Genomic DNA, 25922 nt, shown 5'->3' on the forward strand with positions numbered 1-25922 from the left:
GTTGTTAAATCTTAACTCTGCGATGCAGCGGGACAGGCAAATACCACCTATGGCTTTGATGCGATTTAACAAGCTTCTGAATCAATCTGGATTAAGGATAGTCTCGCTGGCGAAAAAAGCGCTGGCAGCGGCGGTTATTGTAGCGGTGGTATTTTTCATCGGACGAATATATGAATCGGAACGTGGTCCTGCATTGCAGCGCTGGCATACCTGGTCTGGGGATGAGATGACCGCTGATGAAATCGACCGAGCCAGTTTTGCCAGCTATCTCAAACGGGAAGATAAGATATTTGCCGATTTGCGGCGTGAGGTCAGCGACCAACTGCCTGCCGCTGACAAAACGCCGATAAATCGCTTCTATCGCGACAGCCTGGTCTATCCGCAACGTTTTACGCCAGACTGGAATCGCTCCTTTATATTACTGCCATCCGGCAAACCTCGTGGTGCGGTGGTGTTGCTGCATGGATTAACCGACTCCCCCTACAGCGTGCGCTATCTGGCGGAAGAGTATCAACGGCAAGGTTTTGTCGCGGTGGCGCCGCGCTTACCCGGCCACGGTACCGCGCCGGGCGCATTAACCCGCGTTGATTGGCAACAATGGCTGGCGACAACCCGCCTGGCGGTTCGGGAAGCGATGCGACGTGCCGGTGGGGATGTGCCGCTGCATCTGGTGGGATATTCTAACGGCGGCGCGCTGGCGCTGAAGTATGCGCTCGATGAATTGACCGATAAATCGCTGGTCAGGCCGCAGCAGATAATACTGTTATCGCCGATGATTGGCGTAACCGCTTTTGCCCGGTTCGCCGGACTGGCTGGCCTGCCTTCGATATTTCCCGCCTTTGCGCGCGCGGCGTGGCTAAACGTCGTTCCGGAGTTTAATCCCTATAAATACAATTCCTTTCCGGTAAAGACAGCGCGCCAGTCGTGGCTGCTGACCCAGGCCTTGCAAAAACAGATTATCCAGGCGGCGCAGAGCCAGCGCTTAGCCTCTATCGCGCCGGTGTTAACTTTTCAGTCGGTGATTGATTCTACAGTCAGTACCCGGGCGGTGGTTGATTCGTTATACCGCTATTTGCCGGACAACGGCAGCGAACTGGTGATTTTCGATATTAATCAGGCGGCGAACCTGCGGGCGCTGTTTCGCCCGGCGACTTATTCGGCGGTGAATACCTTGTTACCTCCGGCGCCGCGTCCGTACTCCACGACGATCGTGACGAATGCGACTCCGCACACCCTCGATACCGTCGCGCGCTTGACGCTGGCGGGGCAAACTGCCGAGAGAACGCAGGCGCTGCATCTGGCCTGGCCGCAGGATATGTACTCGCTTTCGCATATCGCGGTGCCGTTCCCCATCACCGATTCGCTGTATGGCCGCGAGCCGACGGAGAAAAACCTTAGCGGTATTAGCCTTGGCACCATTTCGCTACGCGGCGAGACCGCGACGCTGAGCGTCGGCCTTGATACGTTAATGCGCGCCACCTCTAACCCATTTTTCCCCTACCTGCTGCAGCGGGTTAATCAGCGTCTGCCGTCGTTCTCAGAACCATAGGATGTGCAGTACCGTGCGCAGCGCAATACCGATGAGGGCGGCAGGGGCGACGAAGCGGAAAAGACGCACAAATCTTGAGCTGACGCCAAGGAAAATACCGATGCCGGGTAGGTCGAAGGTCTGGATGAGGAGCCCTGCGGAGGCGTTAATCTGACTGAGCGTCACTTTACCCTGCTGCGCCAGCTCGGAGATAACCCCGAAATAGGCGGTGCCGCCCGCCACACATTTCACCAGCGCGGGCAGGACGAAGTTTTCGGGGATATGTAGCCATAGCAGCAGCGGCATCAGTACGCGCTGCAGCATCTCGATGACGCCAGCCGCCTGCATCAGGCCGACGATGGTCAACGATAAAATCAGCATCGGCACGGCGCCAAGCGCCAGACGGATAGCGTCGGCGCCGGCGCTATTGATCACCGCAATCAGCCCGTGATTATTTTGTTCGCTTTCCGGGAGCGCTTCTGCCCGGCTGCTCTCGACAATGGATAACTTACGTCCGGTGGCGTACCAGCAGACCGCTGCGGCGCAGAGCCCGCCGATAATAGAAATGGCGATCGCGGCCAGCCAGTGCAGGCCGAACGGTGTTAAGGGATAGAAAACGTTGCCCTGACCCATGGCGAAGACCATCGCCAGGGTGGCGGCCATTTGTCGGTCAGAGACGCCGCGTTTATCCATAATTGCCAGCGTGGCAAGTGGGGCCGCAAAGCTGACGAAATTTATCTGAATCAGCGCGAAGGCGCTCATACCGGTCAACCCAAAGGGCTTCAGCAGCGGCGCCAGCCAGCGCACGATGATGTCGAGAATTCCGCGGACTTCGAGATATTTCATTATGATCAGCATGACGACCATAATGGGTAACAAGGTATAAAGCGCTACGTCGACGGAGGATTTTCCCGCTGACATAATGATGCCGATGACATCCATTTATCTATCACTGTAGGCAGGTCAAATAGTTAGCGTCATCATAATCCCGAAGTGGCGAAATGAACAGCTAGCGCAGACAGGTAAGAACAGTGCCTTCACTGAAGTAATACTCGCCGCTGAACTGGCTACCTGCGGGGAAGGCGTCGCTGAGGGTTTTATTAAGGCGCAACGTGAAACGCTGATTTGCCGGGTCGAGAGCGACCATGGCGGCGGCATCAAAATCAAACATCTGCTGTACGCGCGGATATAGCGCTTTGAACAGACTCTCTTTGGCTGAGAAAGCCAGCAGTAGTGCCCACTCCATATCCAGCCCACAACAGGAAAGCAGCGTCTGTTCCGTTTTCGAGACAAACATATCGGCGCTTTCCAGCATGACCCCCGGTTGCAGATGCTCGATATCGACCCCTGGATGCAGGCCGTCGTCCTCGGCGCTAACCACCGCGATGGCGATATCTTCGCTATGTGAGACGCTTCCTCGCCAGCCTGCCGGCCAAATTGGCGCGCGGTCCGCGGCGATTAACACCGGCTCTAAGCAGCCGGATTGTCGCAGCAAATAGTGCGCGCAATAGCGCCCGGCCAGATATTCGGCTTTACGTTTGGCGACGGCGCCAGTAAGAGAAGGCGGGAGCGGGATGGCGTACTGGCTAAAAAGAGCGTCCTGTAGTTGCGACCTGGCGAAACGTACCCGACAAAATTTTAACGCCGGGTCAGCGCGAAGATAGCCGCACTCGGCATGCTGAATAAAGGGTTGATCGTGAAAGGTGTCGGTAACGATAAACATGCAGGCTCATCAGGCAAAACAAGTATGGCGCTACCATATCGCAGGTGATGAACGAAGCAGAAGAGTTATGTGAAATATAAAGCAAAAAGCCTGCTCGAAAGCAGGCTTTTTAAATTTGGCTCCTCTGACTGGACTCGAACCAGTGACATACGGATTAACAGTCCGCCGTTCTACCGACTGAACTACAGAGGAATCGTGTGAACGGGGCGCATATTATCGATGACTTGCGGTGTTGTCAAAGGCTGATTCGCCATAAAACGTTCGACTGCTGACAATTTCAACAATCAAAAGCCATTTATGGTAAAGCTCGCTGGAAATGCACCACGATGGTGCATTTATACCCCTAATGGGGCATATCATGCGCTCATGGAAGCCACCTGTATTATCACAAACCCTTATTTTGCCGCACCGGAAGGGCAATGGCCCAACGACGTAAAACCTGGCAAGCATCTTGCAAAATCCCTGTAACTTAATGGCCAGTAGTGGCATTCCCTTACAGGAGGCAAAATGAACTTAAGACGACTGAAGTATTTTGTGAAAATCGTCGATATCGGCAGTCTGACCCAGGCCGCTGAAGTCTTGCATATCGCACAACCGGCGCTGAGCCAGCAGGTAGCGACCCTGGAAGGTGAACTGGAGCAGAAACTGCTGATCCGCACCAAACGCGGCGTTACACCAACCGAAGCGGGGAAGATTCTCTATACCCACGCGCGGACCATTTTACGCCAGTGTGAGCAGGCGCATCTGGCAGTACATAACGTTGGCCAGACGCTGAGCGGGCAGGTGGCAATTGGCCTTGCGCCGGGAACGGCGGCTTCGGCGATCACCATGCCGCTGTTGCAAACGGTGCGTAATGAACTGCCCGAGGTGAACGTATATCTGCAGGAGTGCAGCGGCAGCGTATTGAATGACAAGCTGCTTGGCGGCCAACTGGACATGGCGGTGCTGTATGAACGTTCGCCGGTGGCGGGCGTGGTCAGCCAGCCGCTGCTGAAAGAGGATTTGTATCTGGTCGGCACGCAAAACTGTCCGGGACAAAGCGTTGATCTTTCAGCCGTTGCGGAAATGAGCCTGTTCTTACCCCGCGACTATAGCGCCGTTTGCGCACGAGTTACGGAGGCTTTCACCTTACGCCGCCTGTCGGCTAAAGTGATTGGCGAGATCGAATCCATCACCACGTTAACTGCGGCAATCGCCAGCGGTATGGGCGTCACCGTACTGCCGGAATCGGCGGCGCGCGCGCTGTGTGGGACGGCTAATGGCTGGATGGCGCGCATCAGCACGCCGTCGATGAGCCTGTCGCTATCGCTGAATACTTCGGCGCGCGGCGGCTTATCTCCTCAAGCGCAGGCGGTCAAAGATATCCTGCTGTCGCTGGTCAGTCGTCCGTCCCTGGAGAATCGTGAATTACAGCTGGTCAGTTAGGTTATATTCTTTTAAGGAATAAGTTGCTGGTTTTTATTATTTGTTTGCCGGGTAAACAGACTTTAACAATAGACATTATGTTATGTCTGAAGACCTGGGGGAAAAGGTGAATTTCCAGCAACTTAAAATTATTCGCGAGGCTGCCCGTCGGGATTACAACCTGACGGAAGTCGCTAACATGCTGTACACCTCGCAATCTGGCGTCAGCCGCCATATTCGTGAGCTGGAAGAAGAGCTGGGGATAGAAATCTTTATCCGCCGCGGTAAACGCTTGCTGGGGATGACCGAGCCCGGTAAAGCGCTGCTCTCTATTGCCGAAAGGATCCTCAACGAGGCCAGCAATGTCCGCCGGCTTGCCGATCTTTTTACCAACGACGCTTCAGGCGTATTAACCATTGCCACCACGCATACTCAGGCACGTTATAGCCTGCCACCGGTGATTAAAGCTTTTCGCGAACTTTTCCCCGATGTGCGGCTGGAGTTAGTGCAAGGGACGCCGCAGGAGATCGAAGCGCTGCTGCACAATGGCGGGGCGGATATTGGTATCGCCAGCGAGCGCTTAAGTAACGACCCGACGCTGGTGGCATTCCCCTGGTTCCGCTGGCACCACAGTTTATTAGTACCGAAAGATCATCCGCTGATTGAGGTTACGCCGCTGACTCTCGAGGCGATTGCGCGCTGGCCGTTAATTACCTACCGCCAGGGCATTACCGGGCGTTCGCGTATTGATGAAGCCTTCACCCGTAAAGGACTGATGCCGGATATCGTTCTCAGCGCCCAGGATTCCGATGTCATTAAAACATACGTGGAGCTGGGGTTAGGGGTGGGGCTGGTGGCGGAGCAATCCGGCGATGCTCGCGAAGCGGATACTTTTACCCGGCTGGAAACACGCCATCTTTTTGATGCCAATACCGTTTGGTTGGGGTTAAAACGCGGTCAGTTACAGCGTAACTACGTCTGGCGTTTCATTGAACTGTGCAATGCCGGGTTGTCATTGGATGAGATTAAGCGCCAGGCGATGGAGCCGGAGGAAGTGGCTATCGATTATCAAATCTGAGTGCGGGCAGCAGGCAAGCGGGAGGCGTCAAAGCAGCTATAATTCATTCACGTGAGTCGCGACTGAGGAAGGGAAAATGATGGTGCGGCGTATGAAGTTGCTTTGCTTTCTGGTGATGATGTTGGCCAGCTACAGCGCATTGGCGGTAAGTTATCCGTTGCCGCCGGAAGGGAGTCGTCTGGTTGGCAGTCCGATTAAAATCAGCGTGCCCGAGCGTAATACCCAGCCGTTGGAAACCTTTGCCGCGCAGTACGGGCAGGGGCTGAGCAACATGCTGGAGGCTAACCCCGGCGTCGATGTCTATTTACCCAAATCCGGAACTTCGTTGATTATTCCGCAGCAATTGATCCTGCCTGCTACCGTGCGTAGCGGTATCGTGATAAACGTCGCCGAGATGCGGCTTTATTATTATCCGCCTGAGGGCACTACCGTCGAGGTGCTACCGATCGGTATTGGCCAGGCGGGGCGCGAGACGCCGCGTAACTGGGTAACGACCGTGGAACGTAAGCAGGAAGGGCCTACCTGGGTACCGACGGCGAATACCCGTCGTGAGTACGCTAAAGAAGGTAAAACCCTGCCGGCGATGGTACCCGCCGGGCCGGATAATCCGATGGGGCTGTATGCTATCTACATCGGCAGGCTGTATGCCATTCATGGAACTAATGCCAATTTTGGCATTGGCCTGCGGGTGAGCCAGGGCTGTATTCGCCTGCGCAACGATGACATTAAATACTTGTTCGATAATGTACCGGTCGGCACGCGAGTACAGATTATCGATCAGCCGGTGAAGTACACCACCGAGCCGGACGGCAGCCGCTGGCTGGAAGTGCATGAACCGTTGTCGCGTAATCGTTCGGAATTTGAGTCAGACCGCAAAGTGCCGCTGCCGTATACCCCGGCAATACGCGAGTTTGTGCAAGGAGCTGGCGTGAACGTCGGGCGCGCGGATTCAGCGTTACAGAGACGTTCCGGGATGCCGGTGAATATTAGTAGCTCAGCGGTGGAAGCCAGTTTTTAACGGCATGAAGGCTAAAAAGCAAAAAGCCTGCTTAAAAGCAGGCTTTTTAAATTTGGCTCCTCTGACTGGACTCGAACCAGTGACATACGGATTAACAGTCCGCCGTTCTACCGACTGAACTACAGAGGAATCGTGTGAACGAGGCGCATACTACTGGCCTCGCATTTTGGTGTCAACACTAAATTTAACCAGCTGATTCAATTGGCGAAATTTAGTTCAAAGCGTGTTTTTAATGAACAACCCGCACGTCGTCTTCATCCAGCAGATCGTTTTGCCGTAAACGTTGTAGCGGATCCTGACGATAGAACTGGCAGAAACGCTGCCATAGCGCCGGGAAACGGGGGGCGAATAGCTCTGGGGCGCTAAAGAAATATTCAGATAGCACCGCAAAGCACTCTGCCGGGTCGGTTGCCGCATAGGCATCAATGCTGGCGGCGCTTTCGCCGACCAAATCGATCTCATCCTGAATGTTGTTCATCGCCGCATGTAGGTCGTGCTCCCAACCAGCGACTTCACGCAAGGGAATGAAAGGAACCCCGCTGGCGCGATCGCCGTTACGCGAATCCAGCTTGTGCGCGACCTCATGCACGATCAGGTTAAAACCGGAGGCATCGAAAGAGTCCTGGATATCTAACCAGTTAAGGATAATGGGACCCTGCTGCCAGCTTTGGCCGGACTGGACAACGCGTTGATTATGCACCAGGCCGATGTCATCTTCCCATTCGTCATCAACGACAAAGGGGGCAGGGTAGATCAAGACTTCATGGAAGCCATCTAACCATTCAAGGCCGAGCTCAAGTACCGGCAGGCAAAAGAGTAGTGCGATACGCGCGCTGTGTAGTGGGGTTAACTCAAATCCCTGTAACGGCACCAGACGTTTTTGCTGTAAAAAACGAGCTGCCATTTGGCACAGCTGCTGCTGTTCCTGTTGAGTGAGGTTTGCTAAAACCGGAATGGCAACCGCTTGTTGCCACGGGATTTCGCCATTACCTGTCTGTTCTTCTGCTTTCCACGGCCATTTAAACATCATATCGCTCGCAAAGTCGTCACTTGAACTCAATTTAAGGGACTGGAGCTATTAAAATGCCAAAGAACCTGGCATTATAGCAACCTCAACAGCGGAGAGATGCCGGAGCGGCTGAACGGACCGGTCTCGAAAACCGGAGTAGGGGCAACTCTACCGGGGGTTCAAATCCCCCTCTCTCCGCCACTATTCAATCACTTACGCCAATTCCCTTCAACGACATCCATCACACTTGGTATACTGTTGGTATATTCCGTTGCTATATTTTTATCAATAATCATCTTCTGAATCCTCGATAATTGCTACACCGGGTGTGGGCGAAACGTTGCCTATCTTTGCTCGAACTTTCCTGTTATGAAATGCCTTTCGCTTTCAAGATTATTTTGAGTTTACGCCCTAACCATTCAGTAGCACCTCCGTGATCCTTTTCACGGCACCCCTAAGAGGCTTCAGTATGGGGAGCAGGTTTGCCGGCAGGCACATGAAAGAGTGTGGCCAGTAGCCCACCTACCGGTATAGAGGTGGTGATGATGAACACATCTCGTCCCGAATCGCCTTGAGAGGCAGTTTACAGTAGCAAAGTTCCATCTGGAGTGGTGCGGTGATAATAGTTCTGCAAAAAGTTATTCACGGAATTTACTGTCGTAAATAGACGATCTTGATAAGTCAGTGTGACGGAATGAATGGATTAACATAAAAAGTTGCAGGTTATCGAAGCTTCAATCCCTGCAACTACAAAATTACCTGATGTATCGATAGCCAGTAAGAAAATTTATTGGCGAATAAGTATACTCCTCCAGAATTCTTCTGTTGTGAGCTTGTTAGTCACTTCTGAGTATTTTTTTCTCTGTGTTCTCGATGCAAGGATTATCTTTAAGGTATTAAACAATATCTCAATAAAACCTGATGCCTGCTGTTTTTTTGATGCCTCAGCAATATAGCCTGTTTTATTGCCGCGGTCGTAATAAAAAACCTTTTTGTACCTGAAAATCTGTCTCAGTGACACGCCTGATGTCTTTTCCTGATAAATGATTTTGTTTTTTGAAGGCGCCAGAAATCCATTTAACGTAATAATTCTGAAAAGTCGCCGTGATTTTGTTTCGAAATTACACTTAAACTCTACGCTGTTATCTGGAGGAGATATCGGTTTCATTTTTTCATTAAAAGTTATAGCATTTAATGCTTCACGAACATCCTTCATGTCTGCATTATTTTTCCAAAAGTCGGGATCGCCATAGACATGTTTGAAAGCTAAATTGATGGCGGCTGCACTACCATATTGATGAGCAAGCAGGCTTTTCAGATGAAAGGAAATATATGTGCCGATTATGTCTTTAACTGGTCGGCCAAAAAATAACATATTTACAAGATGATTGCGCGTATCAAGGTAGGCCGTCAACGGTGAGGTCTTAGAAGAGAAATCTTCCTCCGCATAACAAGCAATGCCATTTGTTGTTAATATATCAAAGTCGTTCATCATGCCGAATAAGATATCATCACCGCGAACAAAAAAAGGAAATGCAAAACTCTTGACGTGATTTATCGGGAATGCAAAGAACCACCACGCGCCATAGTTAGGAAATTGCATGAGGGTTTCTGTTTTTACCAGGGATTCCACATCATTTAATCGCCACCCTGAGTAAATTGGATGACATACCCTATCAAAAAATGCACCTTTTTCAACTAAAGCATCGGGGCGCACACCGGTAAATAATGAACCAGAAACCGCAGCGTTGTCGTTTAATGCATAACTCAGTACAGAGTATGTCTTTTTGATGCATTCGGCTTCGCAACTTGCATCATCATCCATGAATAATGTGTGGGTGAAATCACCTTCATCAATGTAATGAAGTAGACCTCTCATAAATCCCCCCGCACCACCAGTATTCTTATTGGGAATAACCCTAATCCCATTAGCCTCGCGAGCCGTTATATTCTTTGAGTTATCAATAACGGTAAAGTCAATGAGTCCGCGATAGTCATCATTTTCTAGTATTTCTCGCTTTATTCTCATCATTGAGGGGATGACATACTTTTTTCTGTCAAAATGTGTTATTGATATTCCGAGCTTTACTTTTCTGCGGGGAGATTGATTGGTAAACCATTCGCCGCTATTAAGGGAGACAATCCCATTTATCGGAGTTATTTCTATATATATAATGCCGCGATTGAGAGTGTCAGCCAAATCCAGAGTGAATATTTCTTGAGACAGGCTATTGAGGGACACGGTTGCTGATGCCAGTTCATATCTTGACATTTCTTCTGTAATAAGCAAGGCGCTGATTTTTGCTAAGCCAGTGCCTGATGCATTGAATGCAAGATCGTGTATTCCGCATTTTTCTTTCCAGAGAATAGTGGAAAAACCATTGTAATAGGTATCAAAAGAAATTTTCCCTCCGGGAAATACGGTAATAATATTTTCCGAAAATGAAAAAAGGCTCCCTCTGATGTACATGCTTTCAGATGCACCAAACCTGGCGTTTGGCATAACCAACCGCTGTAAGCATTTTGCTGTTTCCATTATTCCTCTTTTTATTATGTAATGCCTGGTGAAATTTAATAGGATGGTTGACAACTAACCGAGATTATTATTGGCAAAGCTGCCCGTGGCTATCGCAACCAAATGGCATACCTGAACAATATTATTGACCATCCGTATTAGTCGCTAGTGATATCGCAATTTTAAGAGAAAACGAATCCCATAACTTTCTTCGCTTGCCATGGGATTTTACATGGCATAGCCCTTATCCATGTTAGTTTGAGACGTTTTCCTGCATCGCGGCTGAAATTTAATGTCTCTTGTCATACATGTATTTGCTAACTTTAGAACAACAATCATCACAGAGACGATCCTTCTCAGCCATTAACCTTTCGAAAAACCTAAGCTTCTTACCGCAGCGCATGCAGTATTTACATTTAAATAATTTCACTGTGTAACTATACCAATTTGTTGTTTTTTCAATCAATGCATTTCAGACAGCTAAACCTGCTGTAGTCATGCTCTCATAAGGGTTTTTACGTGTTGTGAAGCGACACGACAAAGCTCCTCACGCTATAAGCTAGCTCGGTTATTACCTGTTTAAGAGTCACAAAATGTCCTTCCCTGTGAAGGGGATATTTTAAAGGCGTATTTTTCATGTGGATAATTGTTATGACAGATCGATTTTGTTAAATCGATCGGTTAAAACGATCGTTTTTGTAAGGGTATTCCGTTCTGGTACTGGAGTGGGGGGGGAGATGTAGGGAGTGTAAGAGAGAGGATCACCCGGCAACCGGAGGGCAAATATCCTGCCTTCTGCGCCAGAGTATTATTGAGCCATTCCCATGACAAAAGTTTGAATTACTTCAGTGGATTGATATATGCCGACGCCGCGAAAAGCTGATCGTTAAAACGAAAAAAGCCTGCACGTGGCAGGCTTTGATAATGAGGGGATATTAGAACTGGTAGACCAGGCCCAGCGCGACTACGTCATCTGTCGCAATGCCGTTGGCGCGGTAGAAGTAGTCGTCTTCGTCCAGCAGGTTGATTTTGTAATCAACGTAGGTAGACATGTTTTTGTTGAAGTAGTAAGTCATACCCACATCAACGTATTTAACCAGGTCTTTGTCGCCGCTGTTGTACAGGTCTTTACCTTTAGACTGCAGATAAGCGACAGATGGACGCAGCGGTAAATCGAAATCGTCGAACTGATACTGGGCAACAACTTCGAAGTTCTGAGTCTTGTTGGCAATACCGCCGCCAAGATAGCTGGTGGATTTACCGAAGGAAGTCATGTTGCGGGTTTCCGCGTACATTGCGGCCAGGTAGATGTTGTTAGCATCGTATTTCGCGCCCACGGTCCAGGCATCGGCTTTATCGCCGCCGGCGTAAGCGCTGTTGGCCGCTGCGGCCACCTGATTGTTGGTACGGTCAGAAGAAGCATATGCCGCGCCGAAGCTGATGCCCATGCCGAGATCGTAGGAAGAGGAGATACCGAAACCGTCGCCATTTTCACGCGCCAGTTTACGACCACCGCCGTTATTGGTGCCTTCGCCGGAGCCAGCGTTTTCGTTATTACCCTGATACTGCAGGGCAAAGCTCAGGCCATCAACCAAGCCGAAGAAATCGCTGTTACGATAGGTCGCCACGCCGTTGGTACGGCCAAGCATGAAGACGTCAGTTTGGGTGTAGCTGTCGCCGCCGAATTCCGGCAGTACGTCGGTCCACGCTTCGACATCATAGATAACGCCGTAGTTACGGCCGTAGTCCAGAGAACCGTAGTCAGCAAATTTCAGACCCGCGAAGCCCAGACGGGTCCAGGAGTTAGCGCCTTCACCTTCAGTGGTGTTAGCCTGAATGTTGTATTCCCACTGGCCGTAGCCGGTCAGCTGATCGTTGATCTGCGTTTCGCCTTTCACGCCTAAACGCGCGTAGGTTTGGTCGCCATCTTCAGAAGCATCGTCAGAGAAATAGTGCAGACCGTCAACTTTTCCGTAGAGGTCAAGCTTGTTGCCGTTTTTGTTATAAATTTCCGCAGAGTGCGCCGCGCCTGCTGCTAATAACGCTGGCAGCATAATAGCCAATACTTTTCTTTTCATTATGTATTCCCTTTAATCATAATTAATATGAATTGTCTAATTCCCTGTGGAATGACGAATTGATACTAGCCGCTTAAGTTCATTTTTAATTAAATAAAAAATGTAATAAAAGTATATTAAAATATTTCAAAATATTTATTTTATATTCAATATATGTATTTTCTATTCTTTGGGTAATGCATATTCCCGTGGTTTATCGATGTTTTATTTTGATTTTTAATGTCAATCGGTTTTTAATTCCCGGAAATAATGATATCTATGCTGTAAATGACATTACAATATCATCGCTTATAATGTGATAAGTTATATTATTAAATAATTTTGTTTGATAATGAATATCGTTGGATTTCATCAAATCGTCTTATTTAAAAGCATGGCGAAATCCGTAGTATATAAAGGTGCTGACCCTAACCAACATTCGTGGATGGCAAAACACGCCCGGTACCATACTCATGCTTCCAGATAAGCACGATAATTGTATAATGTGATGTGCGTCACAGGTGTGTGGTTGGCGATGATGCGCTGTGGTTGATATAGGGAGAAGGATTTAATGGACGCTAAAGCGAAACGGAGCCCCGGTGGAAAGCTGGCGTTATGGGCTTTTTACGCCTTTTGCGGTTATTTTGTGTGGGCGATGGTACGGTACTGGTGGATAGTGGGTCGCATTCAAAGCGTCCCCGGCGTCAGCATTGATGGCGAATTGGGGTCAACGGCGGGCAAATGGATTGGCGCGCTGCTGGGTTTTTTGGTGCTGGGAGGAGTGGGGGCAATCCTTGGGGCGATAGCCTGGTACACGCGTCCCCCTATTCAGGTACATGAACAGCGCGATTAAAGTTGCTATGCTCGAGGCTAGTCCAGGCATCAGGAAACGCTCATGTTATTAGCTGAATGGCAACAACGATTTGAAAACTGGTTAAATACGCATCATGCGCAGGAGGATGCGGCTCATGACATTTCGCACTTTCGCCGCGTCTGGAGTACCGCGCAGCAGCTGGTCGGCGATAGCGGCGCTGACGAGTTGGTTATCCTGACGGCCTGCTACTTTCACGATATTGTCAGCCTGGCAAAAAACCATCCTCAGCGTCATAACTCTTCGCGGATGGCGGCAGAGAAAACGCGGTCTATCCTGCAAAGCGCTTTCCCCGACTTTCCCGCCGACCGTTATCCTGCAGTTATGCATGCTATTGAAGCGCATAGCTTTAGTGCGGCTATATTACCGCAAAGCGTAGAGGCGAAAATTGTGCAGGATGCGGACCGACTGGAAGCGCTGGGGGCGATTGGTCTGGCTCGTGTTTTTGCCGTTTCCGGCGCGCTAAACACTATCTTGTTTGATGCTGACGATCCCTTTGCTGACCAGCGCGATCTTGATGACAAGAAATTTGCCCTCGACCATTTTCAGTGCAAATTGTTACGCCTGCCTGAGACCATGCAAACGGAGCAGGGGAGAGCGCTGGCGGTGCATAATGCCCAATTTCTGGTGCAATTTATGGCGAAGCTGGGCGCCGAACTGCGTGGCGACCCGCTGTCGTTGGATGAAGCGGTTTTGCGCCGCTTTGCGCCTGCGGTTTAAATCCGTTGCGACTATTTGTGGTACTCTCTGCAAAAATTGTCCGTGCTGGTTGAGGTTATGCCGCAAAAATTATCCAAAGAAAATCTCCTGTCTGAGCCGTCAGGGGAACACGCGCAGGCGTTATTGCGCCAGCTGATGACGATCTATGATGTCAAAACCCTGGTCGCGCAGCTGCTAGCGGTTGGCGATCAGCACTGGAGCCCGGCGATACTCAAACGGGTGGCGACGGTGAGTCATGCGGCAAGCAGGTTAACGAACGCGGAGTGCGCTTTTCTGGCGAGCCTGTTACCGTCTCCGCCGCGCCATCATCCAGACTATACGTTTCGTTTTATCGATCTCTTCGCCGGCATTGGCGGTATTCGCCACGGCTTTGAAGCTATTGGCGGGCAGTGCGTATTTACCAGCGAGTGGAATAAACACGCTGTACGTACCTATAAAGCTAACTGGTATTGCGATCCGCTGCAGCACAGCTTTAACGCCGATATCCGAGAAATTACCCTCAGCCAGCGCACCGATATCAGTGATGAAGAGGCGGCGAAGTCTATCCGCGAGGCGATCCCGCAACATGATGTACTGCTCGCGGGCTTCCCCTGCCAGCCCTTTTCCCTGGCCGGGGTATCAAAGAAGAATGCCATGGGGCGCGCCCATGGTTTTGCCTGTGAAACTCAGGGAACACTTTTTTTTGATGTTGTCAGAATTATTGCCGCCCGTCGTCCGCCGATCTTCGTGCTGGAAAACGTCAAGAATCTGAAGAGCCACGATAAAGGCAGAACCTTTCGCATTATTATGCAGACGCTGGATGAGCTTGGTTATGAGGTGGCGGATGCCAATCATGTAGGCGCCGATGACCCCAAGGTTATCGATGGGCGTCATTTCTTACCCCAGCACCGTGAGCGTATTGTGCTGGTGGGTTTTCGTCGCGATTTACAATTGCATGAAGGATTTACGCTGCGCGATATCACCAGTTTGTATCCGCCGCAGCGGCCAACCTTCGGCGAGTTATTGGATCCCACCGTCGATGCTAAATTCATTCTGACGCCGGTTCTGTGGAAGTATCTCTATCGTTACGCGCGTAAACATCAGGCGCGTGGCAACGGTTTCGGTTACGGTCTGGTCGACCCGACCAATCCAGGCAGCGTCGCGCGAACGCTATCTGCGCGCTACTACAAAGATGGCGCTGAGATCCTGGTCGATCGCGGTTGGGATAAACCATTGGGCGAAAAGCATTTTGACGATCCACAAAATCAACTACGCCGCCCGCGGCGTTTAACACCGCGCGAGTGCGCAAGATTGATGGGCTTCGAAGCACCGGGAGAACACCGTTTTCGTATTCCTGTTTCCGATACTCAGGCCTATCGCCAATTCGGTAATTCGGTGGTAGTCCCGGTGTTTGCCGCGGTAGCAAAACTGCTGGCGCCGCGGATTGCCGAAGCGGTAAAACTGCGCGTTGCCGGAGATAGCGATGGCGGACGTTCACGATAAGGCCACTCGTAGTAAAAATATGCGCGCTATCGCAACCCGCGATACGGCAATTGAGAAGCGGTTGGCGGCGCTGCTAACGCAGGCTGGATTCACTTTTCGCGTTCAGGAAGCATCGCTACCCGGGCGGCCTGATTTTCTGCTGCCTGACTACCGCTGCGTTATCTTTACCCATGGCTGCTTTTGGCACCATCATCACTGTTATCTGTTCAAAGTACCGGCGACCCGTACCGATTTCTGGCTGAAAAAGATTGGCGCTAACGTGCGGCGCGATCGCCGCGACCTGGCGATGTTGATAGAACAAGGTTGGCGGGTGCTTATTGTCTGGGAGTGCGCGCTCCGCGGGCGGCAGAAATTAAGCGATGAGGCCTTACGCGATCGTCTGGAGGAGTGGATCTGCGGCGGTGGAAATTGCGCGCAGATCGACACTCAGGGCATCGGTTTTATCGATCCGATTGACAAGGAGTAACGGTTGAGCGGGCAGGGAAGAGATATTTACCTAGCGTCACTAATACGACGGCGAAAATAATCACCGCCAGCGCCAGCCACTCGATCATGGAGAGACTTTCACCGCCAAACCCGGTCCCCAGTAGCACGGCGACCACCGGGTTGACATAGGCATAGCTGGTAGCAACCGCCGGCGTCACGTTACGTATCAGATACATATAGGCGTTAATGGCGATAAGCGAGCCAAAAATGGCCAGATAAGCAACGGCCAAAATACCGGACCAGGACGGCATTTGAGTGAGCTTCTCCCCTGAGAACCATGATGCCGCGGAAAGCACAATCCCTGCCGCCAGCATTTCAATCGCGCCAGCCATCATCCCGGTTGGTAATTCAATACGCGAGCCGTAAACCGAGCCAAACGCCCAGCTCAGGGAACCAATCAGAATCAGCAATGCGCCCCAGGGGTTGCCGCTGAGATTGCCGCCGCTATTGAGCATCACAATTCCCGCCAGGCCAATCGCGATACCGAACCATTCCAGCTTGCGCGTGACAATGCCAAAAAAACGGCTGAAGCAGAGCGTAAATAGCGGGACGGTGGCGACCATCACCGCGGCGATACCTGATGGTACATGCTGATGTTCTGCAAGAGTAACGAAGCCATTGCCAACGGCAAGCAACAGGATGCCTATCAGCGCCGCATTAAGTAGCGGTCGTCGGGCCGGGAGTTTATGACCGGTGGCCAGTAAATAGATAAGCAACACGCCGCCGGCAGAGAGAAAGCGGATCCCGGCCATCATCAACGGCGGCCAGCTGGCGACGCCAATAGCGATAGCAAAATAGGTTGACCCCCAAATGATATACAGCGCAAACAGCGCGCCGATAAGGGGGAACAGCTGACGGGTAGACATACTTCCTCGCGACGAAAAGAGATAGAAAGGGGACATATAGTTAACGTGAAAACTAACGTGCTGGCGAGCGCTTTCAATGTGATTTTTTTGTTATATTTTTGTTGACTAATGACATCTCTGGGCGAGAGGGCGCTTTTGCCTCATACTCTATGTTTCATAAACAGAAATTGAAGGAAGCACATTTTGGCGGGAAGTAGTCTTTTAACCTTATTGGACGATATTGCCACGCTGCTGGATGATATCTCCGTCATGGGAAAACTAGCGGCTAAGAAAACGGCGGGCGTACTGGGCGATGATCTTTCTCTCAACGCGCAGCAGGTTACTGGCGTAAGGGCTAACCGCGAGCTCCCGGTGGTGTGGGGGGTAGCAAAAGGCTCGTTTCTGAATAAAGTGATTCTGGTGCCGCTGGCGTTACTTATCAGCGCATTTATTCCCTGGGCCATTACGCCGCTATTGATGCTGGGCGGCGCTTTTCTCTGCTTTGAAGGCTTTGAAAAAGTGCTGCATAACCTGCATGCGCGCAAGAATAAGGAAGACCCGAAACTGCGCCAGCAGCGCCTGGAAACGCTCGCCGCCCAGGACCCGCTGGCCTTTGAACGCGATAAAGTAAAAGGGGCGATCCGTACCGATTTTATCTTATCAGCTGAAATCGTCGCGATAACCTTGGGTATTGTAGCTGATGCGCCCTTGCTTAATCAGATCCTGATTTTATCCGGTATCGCCATTCTTGTGACCGTTGGGGTTTACGGTCTGGTGGGCGTCATCGTCAAGCTGGATGACATGGGCTATTGGCTGGTAGAGAAAAAAAGCGTACTGGCGCAGGGGGTAGGAAAAGCTCTCCTGGCCATCGCGCCGCGGTTGATGAAAATTCTGACTTTCGTCGGTACCCTGGCGATGTTTTTGGTTGGCGGCGGTATTGTGGTTCACGGCGTAGCGCCGCTGCATCATTTCATCGAAAATCTTGCCCATGGACTGAGTGGAATGTTGGCATCCACATTGCCTGTGGTCGCTAATCTGGTGCTAGGATTTATTATTGGCGCTATCGTTTTTGGCGTTGTTAAAGCTATAGCCGCATTACGCGGTAACGCGAAATAAATCCCTGCGCCGGTTACGCAAGATGGGCCGGCGTCGTCTAAGGTGAAACTGTTTCTTCCTGATACCGGAGGCAAAAATGGTCTTGTTGGTCAGTGATGAAGTCAGACGGAAAAGCGGCGGGCCGCGAATGGTCGTCACCGGCATTGCCGGCGACATGGTCGAGTGCCGGTGGTATGACGGTCACGTCGTACAGCGTGAAGCCTTCCGTGAAGATGAGTTGGTCCGCGGCGAAGGGCAACGTTCGCCGCATAATTAGATGTGCAGCGCCCGCTGGTGCGGGCGCTTTTAATATTGATTACGTTCGGACAAGGAGCGTTGATGTTGTTGGTTTCTTTGACCGTACTGCGAGTGAATAATGGATAAGCCGCTGTGGCTAAAAAAGTTCCGTCGCCTCTTCAATCCGGGGCGTGTGGTCAATATCTGTTTCATCGTGGTGCTGTTCTTTTCAACGTTACTCATCTGGCGAGAGATCCGGGTACTGGAAGAAGCGTACGTCGCCAACCAACGTAATAATCTTGAGAATGTGGCCCATGAAATGGATGGGCTGTTGCAATTTAATCTCAACCGGCTGCTCTTTTTTCGCAACAGTATGCAATCGGCGCTGGAGAATCCGCTGGATTTCGCCATCCTGCGCCGTGCCGAGCAGGAGTACATCAGTAAACGGCACGATCCCATCTGGTCAGTCGAGCTAAACAACCGGCGTACTCTGACGGTATACGGAGTCTCCGATTCTTTTGTCGACGCTGATGATCTGTTATCGCGTAACAATCCGCAGGCCAGCAATGAATTGATGGCTACCCTTGAGCTTGGCTATCTTCTGCGTTTGACCAACAATAACCGAATCTTCAGCGAGCGCATGTCCTACGTTTCTCGTAGCGGTTTCTACACCACCACCGATGCTCCGCGCAGCTCCAGCCAGGTGCTGGCGCAGTTTTCGCGAGATACGGGTTCAGCATGGTTTATGCGGCAAACCCAGCGTGATAATCCGGGGCGAGGGATCCTTTGGCAAACCACTCAACAGGAAGACGGATATACGCAACCGCAGGTGGTTACGGCCTCGATTCCCCTGGACTATGAGCACTACTGGCTGGGCGTGCTGGCGATGGATTTTTCCATCCGCGACCTGCAGAATTTTCTCGTCAGTGCGGTAAAAGGAGGGCAAATGGGCGAGTATCAGCTGTATGACAAGCAGCTCAATTTGCTGGCCTCTTCGGCGCCGGATGATGTGCTGACGCCGCTCTCGCCCACGGAACAAGAAAAACTTCGCTATGCGTTGGCCAATGATAACCATGGCGGCATACGCCAGTTAACTCGCTATATCAGTTGGGAAAAGATCCGTAACTTTGACGGCGTACTTTTGCATATTCATACCCTGAAGGAGGGGGTGCGTGGTGATTTCGGGACCATTTCCATCGCCCTGACCCTGATGTGGTTAATGTTTACCCTCATGCTGATCGTGTCCTGGCTGGTTATCCGCCGCATGGTCATCAATATGAGCGTGTTGCAGGCGTCGCTTGAATGGCAAGCCTGGCATGATGCATTAACACGGCTGTTAAATCGCGGTGCCCTGTTTGAGCGAGCGATTACGGCGGCACGAAGCTGCTGGCGGAATAATCAACCCATATCCGTCATTCAGCTGGATCTGGATTATTTTAAAGGTATTAATGATAAACACGGACACCAGGCCGGGGACCGTGTTCTGACCCTGGTGGGAAGCACCATTATGGGGCAGATTCGCGAGGAGGATATTGCCGGACGCGTTGGCGGGGAAGAGTTCTGTATCGTTTTACCCAATACGCAACTGTCGCAAGCGCGCGCGATTGCTGAGCGTATTCGTCTGCGTATCCATAGCCGGGAGATATTGCTGCACAACAGCGTTAGTTTACGGATCAGCGCCTCATTGGGGGTCAGTAGTAGTGAGACATCAGATGAGTTTAACTTTGAGGAGCTGCAGTCGATTGCCGATCATCGTTTGTATCTGGCAAAGCAGAATGGACGCAACCGGGTATGTTCGGCCGGATAGACTTTGGTAAGGTGAGAACGCTCACCTTATCTGCGGCGTTAATGTTCTTCGGTATAGGAAAATTCTTAAAAAATACACCGCTTCGCCGCACCGTTCGTAACAGAACGATAAGGGGGAGGCCTTGTCACGCCTGGGTTATTAAATTGGTTGTACATATAAGCCGCATTTCTCAATAATTCTCATCATCAATACTTCTTGTCATGCAAAATAATTGAGGATAATGTCTTCCATGCATCGGATTTCCCGGTGTAACGAATTTTCAAGTGCTTCTTGCATTAGCAAGTTTGATCCCGACTCCTGCGAGTCGGGATTTTTTTCACCTATGCTTAGCGATTGGCTTCAGTAACGCTAAAGTCATGAATATCAAGCTCAAAAGCTTCAGCCAGCTCGCGCCAGGTGTGTTCGTTACGACCATCGATACTGACATGGTGCGGATCATCTTCGCTACGATGCACTTCGCTTTCGCTTATCTCATTGATCGCCGCCAGTAGGGCATCGACATTAATGTCAATCCCGTCTGTATTCGTCACACCGCGGTCTTTAGCGGATTTCATCATCACTACCTCGCTCGGCTCTGATAGGGCCTCTTTAAGTATAGACGGTCTATAAAAACGGCAGTCACGCTGGCTGAACGCTGCGTGATGACGGGTTTTGTTCTACACTGGCTCAAAACGAGAGGAGGCGAGTTATGCAGGTAAACGATCGTGTCACGGTAAAGACCGACGGTGGCCCACGTCGTTCGGGGGTAGTACTGGCAATTGAGTCGTTTAGTGAAGGAACCATGTATCTTGTTGCGCTGGAAGACTATCCGCTTGGGATCTGGTTTTTCAACGAAGTGGGGCACCCGGACGGCATTTTTGTTGAGAAAGCTGAGTAGGTCCACAGGCAGAAACTGGCGGGTATCGCCGCCAGTTTGCTATCAGCGCATATTGACGTAAATCCCGGAAGTAATGTTTTCAGCCAACCGAACAATATGGTAAATCACCTGTTTATTATGCGTCTGGATTTTTTTCTTAATATTACCTTTATGTGACGACACGGTTTTTGCTTTGATATTCATCTGTCTTGAAATATGTGAGGTCGCGTGTCCGGCCATCCACATCTGCAGCATATTCGATTCTGCCTGACTGAGCGATAAAGTAGGAATGCGGGTGCGTAACTGGTTTAGATGATTGGCGGTATCGGTTTGCAGACAATTACCCAGAATGTTATCAAGGTCTTTCGGTGTTAGCGATTTTGAACTGATAAGTAGATTCTTGCGCACAAGTAAGTAGTGGTCAAAATGGATGTTTGCCAAAGACATAAAAATAACAAATAAGGTATCAGGGTTGGTGGTAATGATGTCGCGGATAAGTTGATTGCTCTCATCGTGATGTATAAAACAGTCCTCGTTGAGAAACACAACCGCCGGACGCAGTGATTCGCAGCGCTCCTTCAAACTAAGTGCGCTACGCACCTCAATGATATCGCGCTTCTTTATTCCCCGGCTTGCCAGATATCCGGTTAAACCTAGCCGGGTATAGCTGCACAAATCCATGATAATCGTTGACATGACCCATCCTCAATCAACACGTAACGATAATTCATCTGGCGCCTGGCCGTGTGATGAAGTCCATTTTTATAACGCCTGACTTTATGCGGAAAGCATTAGCCAGACTAAACTATTCGCTAATAATACTCATAATTTGCCAGGAATATTCTTAAAGTAAAGCCATGAAAAAAGAATAAACAGTTCCTGACAGTAATAATGCCCGGCGCTGGGCCATGGCGTCGCCACGATTTCAATTTATTTTCGGATTATCCTTATGGGGCGACCGCCAATTAAATTGGTGCTGTCTGTATTTTATTCAAAAAATGTATTTTTCATTCATGTTTAATACGGCTAATAATAATCGATAAGCGTAAATGCTGAGATTAGCGGCGAGCCTAAGCAACCTGGGTATCGCGTAGGGGTGGCGGCCTTAACGCTTTAATGCCACAATACTTTTTTATCGGTTTGTGGGATGGATGATGAAAAAGATTGTTATGGCTGGCGCGTTGCTTGCTTTGTCCGGATGCGCACAGGTTGATTCCTATCAGGCAGTGGTTAAAGCGCCAGCGCCTGCAGGATTGGAAGGGTTCTGGCAATCGAAGGGCCCGCAAAGCGCGATGGTTAGCCCTGAGGCGATAGCGACGTTGATCGTCACCAAAGACGGGGATACCCTCGATTGCCGTCAGTGGCAACGGGTGATTGCTGAACCGGGAAAATTAATGAACCGCGACGATCAGGTTTATAATGTGACCAGCAGCCTTGATATTTATCCTATTGAACGTAATGGAAACACGCTGGAATACGATCGAATGACGTTGACCCGCGTCGAACGCTTAACGCCGGAGTGCGAACAGGCCTGGAAAAAGAATCAGGCGGCGAGTAAAACCGCACAGTAATCTATTTTGACGGGCCGGCGAAAGCCGGCCCGTTTGCTTTACAGTACCTCTTCAATGACCCACACGCTGACGCTGCCGGCATTACAGGTAAATACGGCATTGCCCTCGTCATCGGTTTCAATTATCTCCTGGCGATTATTAAGAAAATCCGTCCAGCGTTTATTGGCGTAATTTTCGCCAAGCGGGAGCGTTTTCTCGCCGTCATCGCCGTTAGATAGCACCACTACGCAGCCAGGATGCTCATCGGTACCGCTGCGGCTGAAGGCAATACAGTTAGGATGATCGAACCACAGAGTTTGTACGCCGTGAGCAAAACGCTGACGTGCGTCGATGAGTTCATGAAGTTGCTCGATAACCGGCATTTCGATGGCGTAAGTCTGGCCATCTCCGCCGGTATCTTCATAACTTGCGCCGAACAGATCGGCGTAAAATACCGAGGGAACCCCGTTTTCACGCAGTAAAATCAGCGCATAGGCTAGCGGCTTAAACCAGGCTTCGACCGGCGCTTCCAGCGCCTGAAGCGGTTGGGTGTCATGATTCGTGACCAACGTAACCGCATGGAAGGGATCGGCTTCGACCAGCGTGCCGGTGAATATTTGACTCATGTCGTAATCGCGCCCCTGACGTGAGGCTTCGTGGAATTTCATCTGCAGCGGCGCATCGAACAGCATGGTATTACCGTCAACAAGGTCGATATACTGCTGTAGTTTATCCACTTCGTGCGACCAGTATTCGGCAACAATAAAGAGTGGTTTTTCGCTGGAGCTCTGTACGTGCTCAATCCACTCTTTATAAAACCATGCCGGAATATGCTTGACGGCATCAAGGCGAAAACCATCGCAGCCAGTTTGTTCAATGACCCAGCGGGCCCAGTATTTTATCTCCTCGGTGACGGCATGGTTCCGGAAATCGATGTTTTCGCCCATGAGATAGTCGAAGTTGCCCATTTCATCGTCGACCTGATCGTTCCAGCCGTCGCCGGTGTAGTCATTAACCACTTTGAATACGCCATCTTCATCGGGGTTTTCGATATGGTCGATGCCGCTAAAACATTTATAGTCCCAGATGAATTGTGAATATTGTCCACCACGGGCCGGGAAGGTATAGCGAGTCCAGGCTTCACATTCGATGATCTCTTCCGCAATTTTTGTTCGATCCTGTTCATCAACGCGTTGTACGCGAATGCGCTCTTTCTCATCGGCACCCATCTTATGGTTTACGACGACATCAAGTAGGACGGCAATTTGATGCTCTTTTAGCGCATGTATCGCCGCTAACAACTGAGCCTTATCGCCATATTTGGTGGCAACCGATCCTTTCTGATCGAATTCACCAAGGTCGAAAAGATCGTAACTATCGTAGCCAACCGAATAACCGCCGGAAGCGCCCTTATAGGCTGGCGGCAACCAAATCATATTAATGCCGATTTCATTGAGATTTGGCGCAAGGGCTTCTACTTCCCGCCATAGCTCGCCACCTTCCGGGTAATACCAGTGAAAACATTGCAACAACGTGGGATTTTTCATCTTCCATGCTCCTGGCGTCATCAAGCTGACCTTTGCAGTATGGGAGATAACTGGCAAATATGAATAATTTCGTTGCTTTTTCGCTATACCCTAAATGGCTGCATATATAATAAATTGGCATAAGATGTAGCGGATAGATGTTGGTAGGCTGCTGCTAAACGCCTTACACTACAGGAAAATCTCATCATATTCGGGGTATCTATGAAATTAGCACTTCTGGGGCGCCAGGCGCTGATGGGCGCAATGGCCGTAGCATTGATGGCTGGTGTAAGCGTGAAAACCTTTGCCGCTGAAAATCTGCTTAATCAGGTCAAAGAGCGCGGCACGCTGCGCGTTGGCCTGGAAGGCACATACCCGCCGTTTAGTTATCAAGGCGATGATGGAAAATTGACCGGTTTTGAAGTTGAGTTTGCCAATGAACTGGCGAAACACATCGGTGTGAAAGCAGACCTCAAACCCACCAAATGGGACGGTATGCTGGCTTCTCTTGATTCTAAACGTATTGATGTGGTGATTAACCAGGTCACTATTTCCGACCAGCGTAAGAAAAAATACGACTTCTCCACCCCGTATACTATTTCTGGTATTCAGGCGCTGGTGAAGAAGGGTAACGAAGGCGTAATTAAAACCGCGGCGGACCTGAAAGGCAAAAAAGTCGGCGTTGGCCTGGGCACCAATTATGAAGAGTGGCTGCGCCAGAATGTACAGGGCGTTGATATTCGTACCTATGATGATGACCCGACAAAATACCAGGACCTGCGAGTAGGCCGTATTGACGCTATTTTGGTCGACCGCCTGGCAGCGTTGGATTTGGTGAAGAAAACCAACAATACCCTGGCTGTAACCGGTGAAGCATTCTCCCGTCAGGAATCCGGCGTGGCGCTGCGTAAAGGTAATGAAGATCTGCTGAAAGCGGTGGACACGGCCATCGCAGATATGCAGAAAGATGGCAGCCTGAAGGCGCTTTCAGAAAAATGGTTTGGTGCAGACGTCACTAAGTAACGTCTGCAGATGAAAAAAGGCGCTGATAATGGCGCCTTTTTTTATTTAGCGCGCAACTGCGTGCATAATAAGGATAACTGAGTCTGGAGGTGCCATGTCACTACAAAATTTAACGCGTTTCCCGCGCCTGGAATTTATTGGCGCGCCGACGCCACTGGAATATCTACCGCGCCTGTCCGATCATCTCGGGCGGGATATTTTTATTAAACGTGATGATGTGACTCCAATGGCGATGGGCGGTAATAAACTGCGCAAGCTGGAGTTTCTCGCCGCTGATGCGCTACGCGAAGGCGCTGATACGCTGATTACCGCAGGAGCCATACAGTCTAACCATGTGCGTCAGACGGCGGCCGTCGCCGCGAAACTGGGCCTGCACTGCGTCGCGCTGTTGGAAAATCCGATAGGCACTCGTGCTGAAAATTATCTGACCAACGGTAACCGCCTGTTGCTGGATTTGTTCAATACCCAGGTCGAAATGTGTGATGCGTTGACCGATCCTAATGCGCAGCTTGAAGAGCTGGCAACCCGGATTGAAGCGCAGGGATACCGTCCTTATGTCATTCCGGTCGGCGGTTCAAACGCCCTTGGCGCGCTGGGTTATGTCGAAAGTGCCCTCGAGATCGCCCAGCAATGCGAAGGGGCGGTGGAAATCTCGTCGGTAGTGGTCGCCTCCGGTAGCGCAGGCACCCACGCCGGGCTGGCGGTAGGCCTGGAACAGCTGATGCCGAACGCGGAATTAATTGGGGTGACCGTGTCACGCAGCGTTGCCGACCAGTTACCTAAAGTGGTTGCGCTGCAGCAGGCCGTTGCTAACAGCCTTGAACTGCAGGCCAAAGCGGAAATTACTTTGTGGGATGATTATTTCGCGCCAGGCTACGGTACGCCCAATGAAGAAGGCATGGAAGCGGTCAAACTGCTGGCACAACTGGAAGGTATCCTGCTGGATCCGGTTTATACCGGAAAGGCTATGGCCGGGCTGATTGACGGCATTAATCAGAATCGCTTTAAGGATGAGGGGCCGATTCTGTTTATCCATACTGGCGGCGCGCCAGCGCTGTTTGCTTATCATCCGCACGTCTAATGTAGAAAAAC

General features: G+C 50.6%; 24 protein-coding genes and 3 tRNA genes. 16 read left to right on the top strand and 11 right to left on the bottom strand.

The genetic code is table 11. From position 1 onward, the window contains the following. Positions 1–58 precede the first annotated feature (58 nt). Positions 59–1549 (top strand): alpha/beta hydrolase, encoded by a 1491-nt coding sequence (locus ABLV17_RS06610; RefSeq protein ID WP_308958553.1) that lies wholly within the window; start codon positions 59–61, stop codon positions 1547–1549. On the opposite strand, the gene ABLV17_RS06615 is transcribed toward ABLV17_RS06610, so the two are convergent. The 3 genes from ABLV17_RS06615 to ABLV17_RS06625 form a co-directional block, all read right to left on the bottom strand. Then, entirely contained in the window at positions 1538–2470 is a 933-nt protein-coding gene (locus ABLV17_RS06615; RefSeq protein ID WP_047050690.1) for a nucleoside recognition domain-containing protein, read from the bottom strand. The genes ABLV17_RS06610 and ABLV17_RS06615 overlap by 12 nt on opposite strands. Before the next feature lie 67 nt (positions 2471–2537). Then, positions 2538–3251: a 4'-phosphopantetheinyl transferase superfamily protein gene (locus ABLV17_RS06620; protein WP_271031476.1), complete on the bottom strand. Its 714-nt coding sequence runs from the start codon at positions 3249–3251 to the stop codon at positions 2538–2540. Positions 3252–3367: 116 nt separating this feature from the next. Beyond that, positions 3368–3443 (bottom strand) — tRNA-Asn (locus tag ABLV17_RS06625). A gap of 315 nt (positions 3444–3758) precedes the next feature. On the opposite strand from ABLV17_RS06625, the gene nac reads away from it, so the two are divergent. The 3 genes from nac to ldtA all read left to right on the top strand — a co-directional run bounded on the left by nac (position 3759) and on the right by ldtA (position 6751). Beyond that, positions 3759–4676 (top strand): nitrogen assimilation transcriptional regulator NAC, encoded by a 918-nt coding sequence (nac, locus tag ABLV17_RS06630; protein WP_087860503.1) that lies wholly within the window; start codon positions 3759–3761, stop codon positions 4674–4676. 106 nt (positions 4677–4782) lie between these two features. Beyond that, entirely contained in the window at positions 4783–5733 is a 951-nt protein-coding gene (cbl, locus tag ABLV17_RS06635; RefSeq protein ID WP_045390486.1) for an HTH-type transcriptional regulator Cbl, read from the top strand. A gap of 76 nt (positions 5734–5809) precedes the next feature. After that, positions 5810–6751 (top strand): L,D-transpeptidase, encoded by a 942-nt coding sequence (ldtA, locus tag ABLV17_RS06640; protein WP_213316854.1) that lies wholly within the window; start codon positions 5810–5812, stop codon positions 6749–6751. A gap of 53 nt (positions 6752–6804) precedes the next feature. On the opposite strand, the gene ABLV17_RS06645 is transcribed toward ldtA, so the two are convergent. Next, positions 6805–6880: transfer RNA gene (locus ABLV17_RS06645), tRNA-Asn, on the bottom strand. 100 nt (positions 6881–6980) lie between these two features. Further along, positions 6981–7781 (bottom strand): DgsA anti-repressor MtfA, encoded by an 801-nt coding sequence (gene mtfA / locus ABLV17_RS06650; RefSeq protein WP_183269054.1) that lies wholly within the window; start codon positions 7779–7781, stop codon positions 6981–6983. A 90-nt stretch (positions 7782–7871) separates the two neighbouring features. Between mtfA and ABLV17_RS06655 the strand changes: the two genes are divergently transcribed. Further along, positions 7872–7961 (top strand) — tRNA-Ser (locus ABLV17_RS06655). A 586-nt stretch (positions 7962–8547) separates the two neighbouring features. On the opposite strand, the gene ABLV17_RS06660 is transcribed toward ABLV17_RS06655, so the two are convergent. Together ABLV17_RS06660 and ompC are read right to left on the bottom strand one after the other, a co-directional pair. After that, the gene (locus ABLV17_RS06660; protein ID WP_087860505.1) at positions 8548–10296 is read right to left on the bottom strand and encodes a glycosyltransferase; all 1749 of its coding nucleotides are present in this window, start codon (positions 10294–10296) and stop codon (positions 8548–8550) included. Positions 10297–11210: 914 nt separating this feature from the next. Continuing rightward, complete coding sequence (gene ompC / locus ABLV17_RS06665; protein WP_213794517.1) at positions 11211–12353, bottom strand: porin OmpC; 1143 nt, start codon at positions 12351–12353, stop codon at positions 11211–11213. Between the two features lie 550 nt (positions 12354–12903). Here ompC and drpB point away from each other — a divergent pair. From drpB to ABLV17_RS06685, 4 genes are read left to right on the top strand one after another with little or no spacing between them, the layout of a single operon-like run. Further along, positions 12904–13185 carry a cell division protein DrpB gene (gene drpB, locus ABLV17_RS06670; RefSeq protein ID WP_308958332.1) on the top strand — a complete coding sequence of 94 codons (282 nt, stop codon included), beginning with the start codon at positions 12904–12906 and terminating at the stop codon, positions 13183–13185. 42 nt (positions 13186–13227) lie between these two features. Next, positions 13228–13923: a phosphohydrolase gene (locus ABLV17_RS06675; protein WP_087860508.1), complete on the top strand. Its 696-nt coding sequence runs from the start codon at positions 13228–13230 to the stop codon at positions 13921–13923. A 57-nt stretch (positions 13924–13980) separates the two neighbouring features. Continuing rightward, positions 13981–15405 carry a DNA cytosine methyltransferase gene (locus ABLV17_RS06680; RefSeq protein WP_087860509.1) on the top strand — a complete coding sequence of 475 codons (1425 nt, stop codon included), beginning with the start codon at positions 13981–13983 and terminating at the stop codon, positions 15403–15405. Then, complete coding sequence (locus ABLV17_RS06685) at positions 15386–15871, top strand: very short patch repair endonuclease (RefSeq protein WP_087860510.1); 486 nt, start codon at positions 15386–15388, stop codon at positions 15869–15871. Before ABLV17_RS06680 ends, ABLV17_RS06685 begins: the two co-directional genes overlap by 20 nt. Here ABLV17_RS06685 and yedA read toward each other — a convergent pair. Next, positions 15846–16757: a drug/metabolite exporter YedA gene (yedA, locus tag ABLV17_RS06690; RefSeq protein WP_087860511.1), complete on the bottom strand. Its 912-nt coding sequence runs from the start codon at positions 16755–16757 to the stop codon at positions 15846–15848. The two genes, ABLV17_RS06685 and yedA, sit on opposite strands and share 26 nt — an antisense overlap. Positions 16758–16940: 183 nt before the next feature. On the opposite strand from yedA, the gene ABLV17_RS06695 reads away from it, so the two are divergent. From ABLV17_RS06695 to dgcQ, 3 genes are all read left to right on the top strand, one after another. Then, a complete protein-coding gene (locus tag ABLV17_RS06695; protein WP_113373550.1) occupies positions 16941–17852 on the top strand; it encodes a DUF808 family protein in 912 nt (303 codons plus the stop codon). Positions 17853–17928: 76 nt separating this feature from the next. Beyond that, positions 17929–18108, top strand: a complete 180-nt coding sequence (locus ABLV17_RS06700; protein WP_316424177.1) for a DUF2158 domain-containing protein — start codon at positions 17929–17931, stop codon at positions 18106–18108. A gap of 99 nt (positions 18109–18207) precedes the next feature. After that, entirely contained in the window at positions 18208–19875 is a 1668-nt protein-coding gene (gene dgcQ, locus ABLV17_RS06705; RefSeq protein WP_348854154.1) for a cellulose biosynthesis regulator diguanylate cyclase DgcQ, read from the top strand. Between the two features lie 326 nt (positions 19876–20201). Here the strand turns inward: dgcQ and yodD are convergent, their stop codons facing one another. Next, positions 20202–20429 carry a YodD family peroxide/acid resistance protein gene (yodD, locus tag ABLV17_RS06710; RefSeq protein WP_087860514.1) on the bottom strand — a complete coding sequence of 76 codons (228 nt, stop codon included), beginning with the start codon at positions 20427–20429 and terminating at the stop codon, positions 20202–20204. 134 nt (positions 20430–20563) lie between these two features. Here yodD and dsrB point away from each other — a divergent pair, with 134 nt between their 5' ends. After that, positions 20564–20752 (top strand): protein DsrB, encoded by a 189-nt coding sequence (gene dsrB, locus ABLV17_RS06715; RefSeq protein ID WP_015365898.1) that lies wholly within the window; start codon positions 20564–20566, stop codon positions 20750–20752. Positions 20753–20794: 42 nt separating this feature from the next. Here dsrB and rcsA read toward each other — a convergent pair whose 3' ends face one another. Next, the gene (gene rcsA / locus ABLV17_RS06720) at positions 20795–21427 is read right to left on the bottom strand and encodes a transcriptional regulator RcsA (RefSeq protein ID WP_087860515.1); all 633 of its coding nucleotides are present in this window, start codon (positions 21425–21427) and stop codon (positions 20795–20797) included. Between the two features lie 455 nt (positions 21428–21882). Between rcsA and yedD the strand changes: the two genes are divergently transcribed. Next, entirely contained in the window at positions 21883–22302 is a 420-nt protein-coding gene (gene yedD / locus ABLV17_RS06725) for a lipoprotein YedD (protein ID WP_162750162.1), read from the top strand. 38 nt (positions 22303–22340) lie between these two features. Here the strand turns inward: yedD and amyA are convergent, their stop codons facing one another. Continuing rightward, on the bottom strand, positions 22341–23828 hold the full coding sequence (amyA, locus tag ABLV17_RS06730) for an alpha-amylase (RefSeq protein WP_213794522.1): 1488 nt from the start codon (positions 23826–23828) through the stop codon (positions 22341–22343). A 201-nt stretch (positions 23829–24029) separates the two neighbouring features. On the opposite strand from amyA, the gene tcyJ reads away from it, so the two are divergent. Then, the gene (tcyJ, locus tag ABLV17_RS06735) at positions 24030–24830 is read left to right on the top strand and encodes a cystine ABC transporter substrate-binding protein (RefSeq protein ID WP_045376245.1); all 801 of its coding nucleotides are present in this window, start codon (positions 24030–24032) and stop codon (positions 24828–24830) included. A gap of 94 nt (positions 24831–24924) precedes the next feature. Beyond that, the gene (gene dcyD, locus ABLV17_RS06740) at positions 24925–25911 is read left to right on the top strand and encodes a D-cysteine desulfhydrase (protein WP_087860518.1); all 987 of its coding nucleotides are present in this window, start codon (positions 24925–24927) and stop codon (positions 25909–25911) included. The last annotated feature ends 11 nt before the right edge of the window (positions 25912–25922 follow it).

The sequence above is a fragment of the Klebsiella sp. CN_Kp091 genome (assembly GCF_040065095.1).
GTDB classification, from domain to species: domain Bacteria; phylum Pseudomonadota; class Gammaproteobacteria; order Enterobacterales; family Enterobacteriaceae; genus Klebsiella; species Klebsiella aerogenes.

Excerpts from the sequence above, each read along its gene's own strand:
- amyA (WP_213794522.1), bottom strand. The coding sequence starts at position 23,828 with ATGAAAAATCCCACGTTGTTGCAATGTTTTCACTGGTATTACCCGGAA.
- yedD (WP_162750162.1), top strand. The coding sequence starts at position 21,883 with ATGATGAAAAAGATTGTTATGGCTGGCGCGTTGCTTGCTTTGTCCGGA.
- ABLV17_RS06685 (WP_087860510.1), top strand. The coding sequence starts at position 15,386 with ATGGCGGACGTTCACGATAAGGCCACTCGTAGTAAAAATATGCGCGCT.
- dcyD (WP_087860518.1), top strand. The coding sequence starts at position 24,925 with ATGTCACTACAAAATTTAACGCGTTTCCCGCGCCTGGAATTTATTGGC.
- dsrB (WP_015365898.1), top strand. The coding sequence starts at position 20,564 with ATGCAGGTAAACGATCGTGTCACGGTAAAGACCGACGGTGGCCCACGT.
- yedA (WP_087860511.1), bottom strand. The coding sequence starts at position 16,757 with ATGTCTACCCGTCAGCTGTTCCCCCTTATCGGCGCGCTGTTTGCGCTG.
- ABLV17_RS06700 (WP_316424177.1), top strand. The coding sequence starts at position 17,929 with ATGGTCTTGTTGGTCAGTGATGAAGTCAGACGGAAAAGCGGCGGGCCG.
- ABLV17_RS06615 (WP_047050690.1), bottom strand. The coding sequence starts at position 2,470 with ATGGATGTCATCGGCATCATTATGTCAGCGGGAAAATCCTCCGTCGAC.
- dgcQ (WP_348854154.1), top strand. The coding sequence starts at position 18,208 with ATGGATAAGCCGCTGTGGCTAAAAAAGTTCCGTCGCCTCTTCAATCCG.
- tcyJ (WP_045376245.1), top strand. The coding sequence starts at position 24,030 with ATGAAATTAGCACTTCTGGGGCGCCAGGCGCTGATGGGCGCAATGGCC.
- ABLV17_RS06675 (WP_087860508.1), top strand. The coding sequence starts at position 13,228 with ATGTTATTAGCTGAATGGCAACAACGATTTGAAAACTGGTTAAATACG.
- ompC (WP_213794517.1), bottom strand. The coding sequence starts at position 12,353 with ATGAAAAGAAAAGTATTGGCTATTATGCTGCCAGCGTTATTAGCAGCA.
- yodD (WP_087860514.1), bottom strand. The coding sequence starts at position 20,429 with ATGAAATCCGCTAAAGACCGCGGTGTGACGAATACAGACGGGATTGAC.
- mtfA (WP_183269054.1), bottom strand. The coding sequence starts at position 7,781 with ATGATGTTTAAATGGCCGTGGAAAGCAGAAGAACAGACAGGTAATGGC.
- drpB (WP_308958332.1), top strand. The coding sequence starts at position 12,904 with ATGGACGCTAAAGCGAAACGGAGCCCCGGTGGAAAGCTGGCGTTATGG.
- ABLV17_RS06610 (WP_308958553.1), top strand. The coding sequence starts at position 59 with ATGCGATTTAACAAGCTTCTGAATCAATCTGGATTAAGGATAGTCTCG.
- ABLV17_RS06660 (WP_087860505.1), bottom strand. The coding sequence starts at position 10,296 with ATGGAAACAGCAAAATGCTTACAGCGGTTGGTTATGCCAAACGCCAGG.
- ABLV17_RS06680 (WP_087860509.1), top strand. The coding sequence starts at position 13,981 with ATGCCGCAAAAATTATCCAAAGAAAATCTCCTGTCTGAGCCGTCAGGG.
- rcsA (WP_087860515.1), bottom strand. The coding sequence starts at position 21,427 with ATGTCAACGATTATCATGGATTTGTGCAGCTATACCCGGCTAGGTTTA.
- nac (WP_087860503.1), top strand. The coding sequence starts at position 3,759 with ATGAACTTAAGACGACTGAAGTATTTTGTGAAAATCGTCGATATCGGC.
- ldtA (WP_213316854.1), top strand. The coding sequence starts at position 5,810 with ATGATGGTGCGGCGTATGAAGTTGCTTTGCTTTCTGGTGATGATGTTG.
- ABLV17_RS06620 (WP_271031476.1), bottom strand. The coding sequence starts at position 3,251 with ATGTTTATCGTTACCGACACCTTTCACGATCAACCCTTTATTCAGCAT.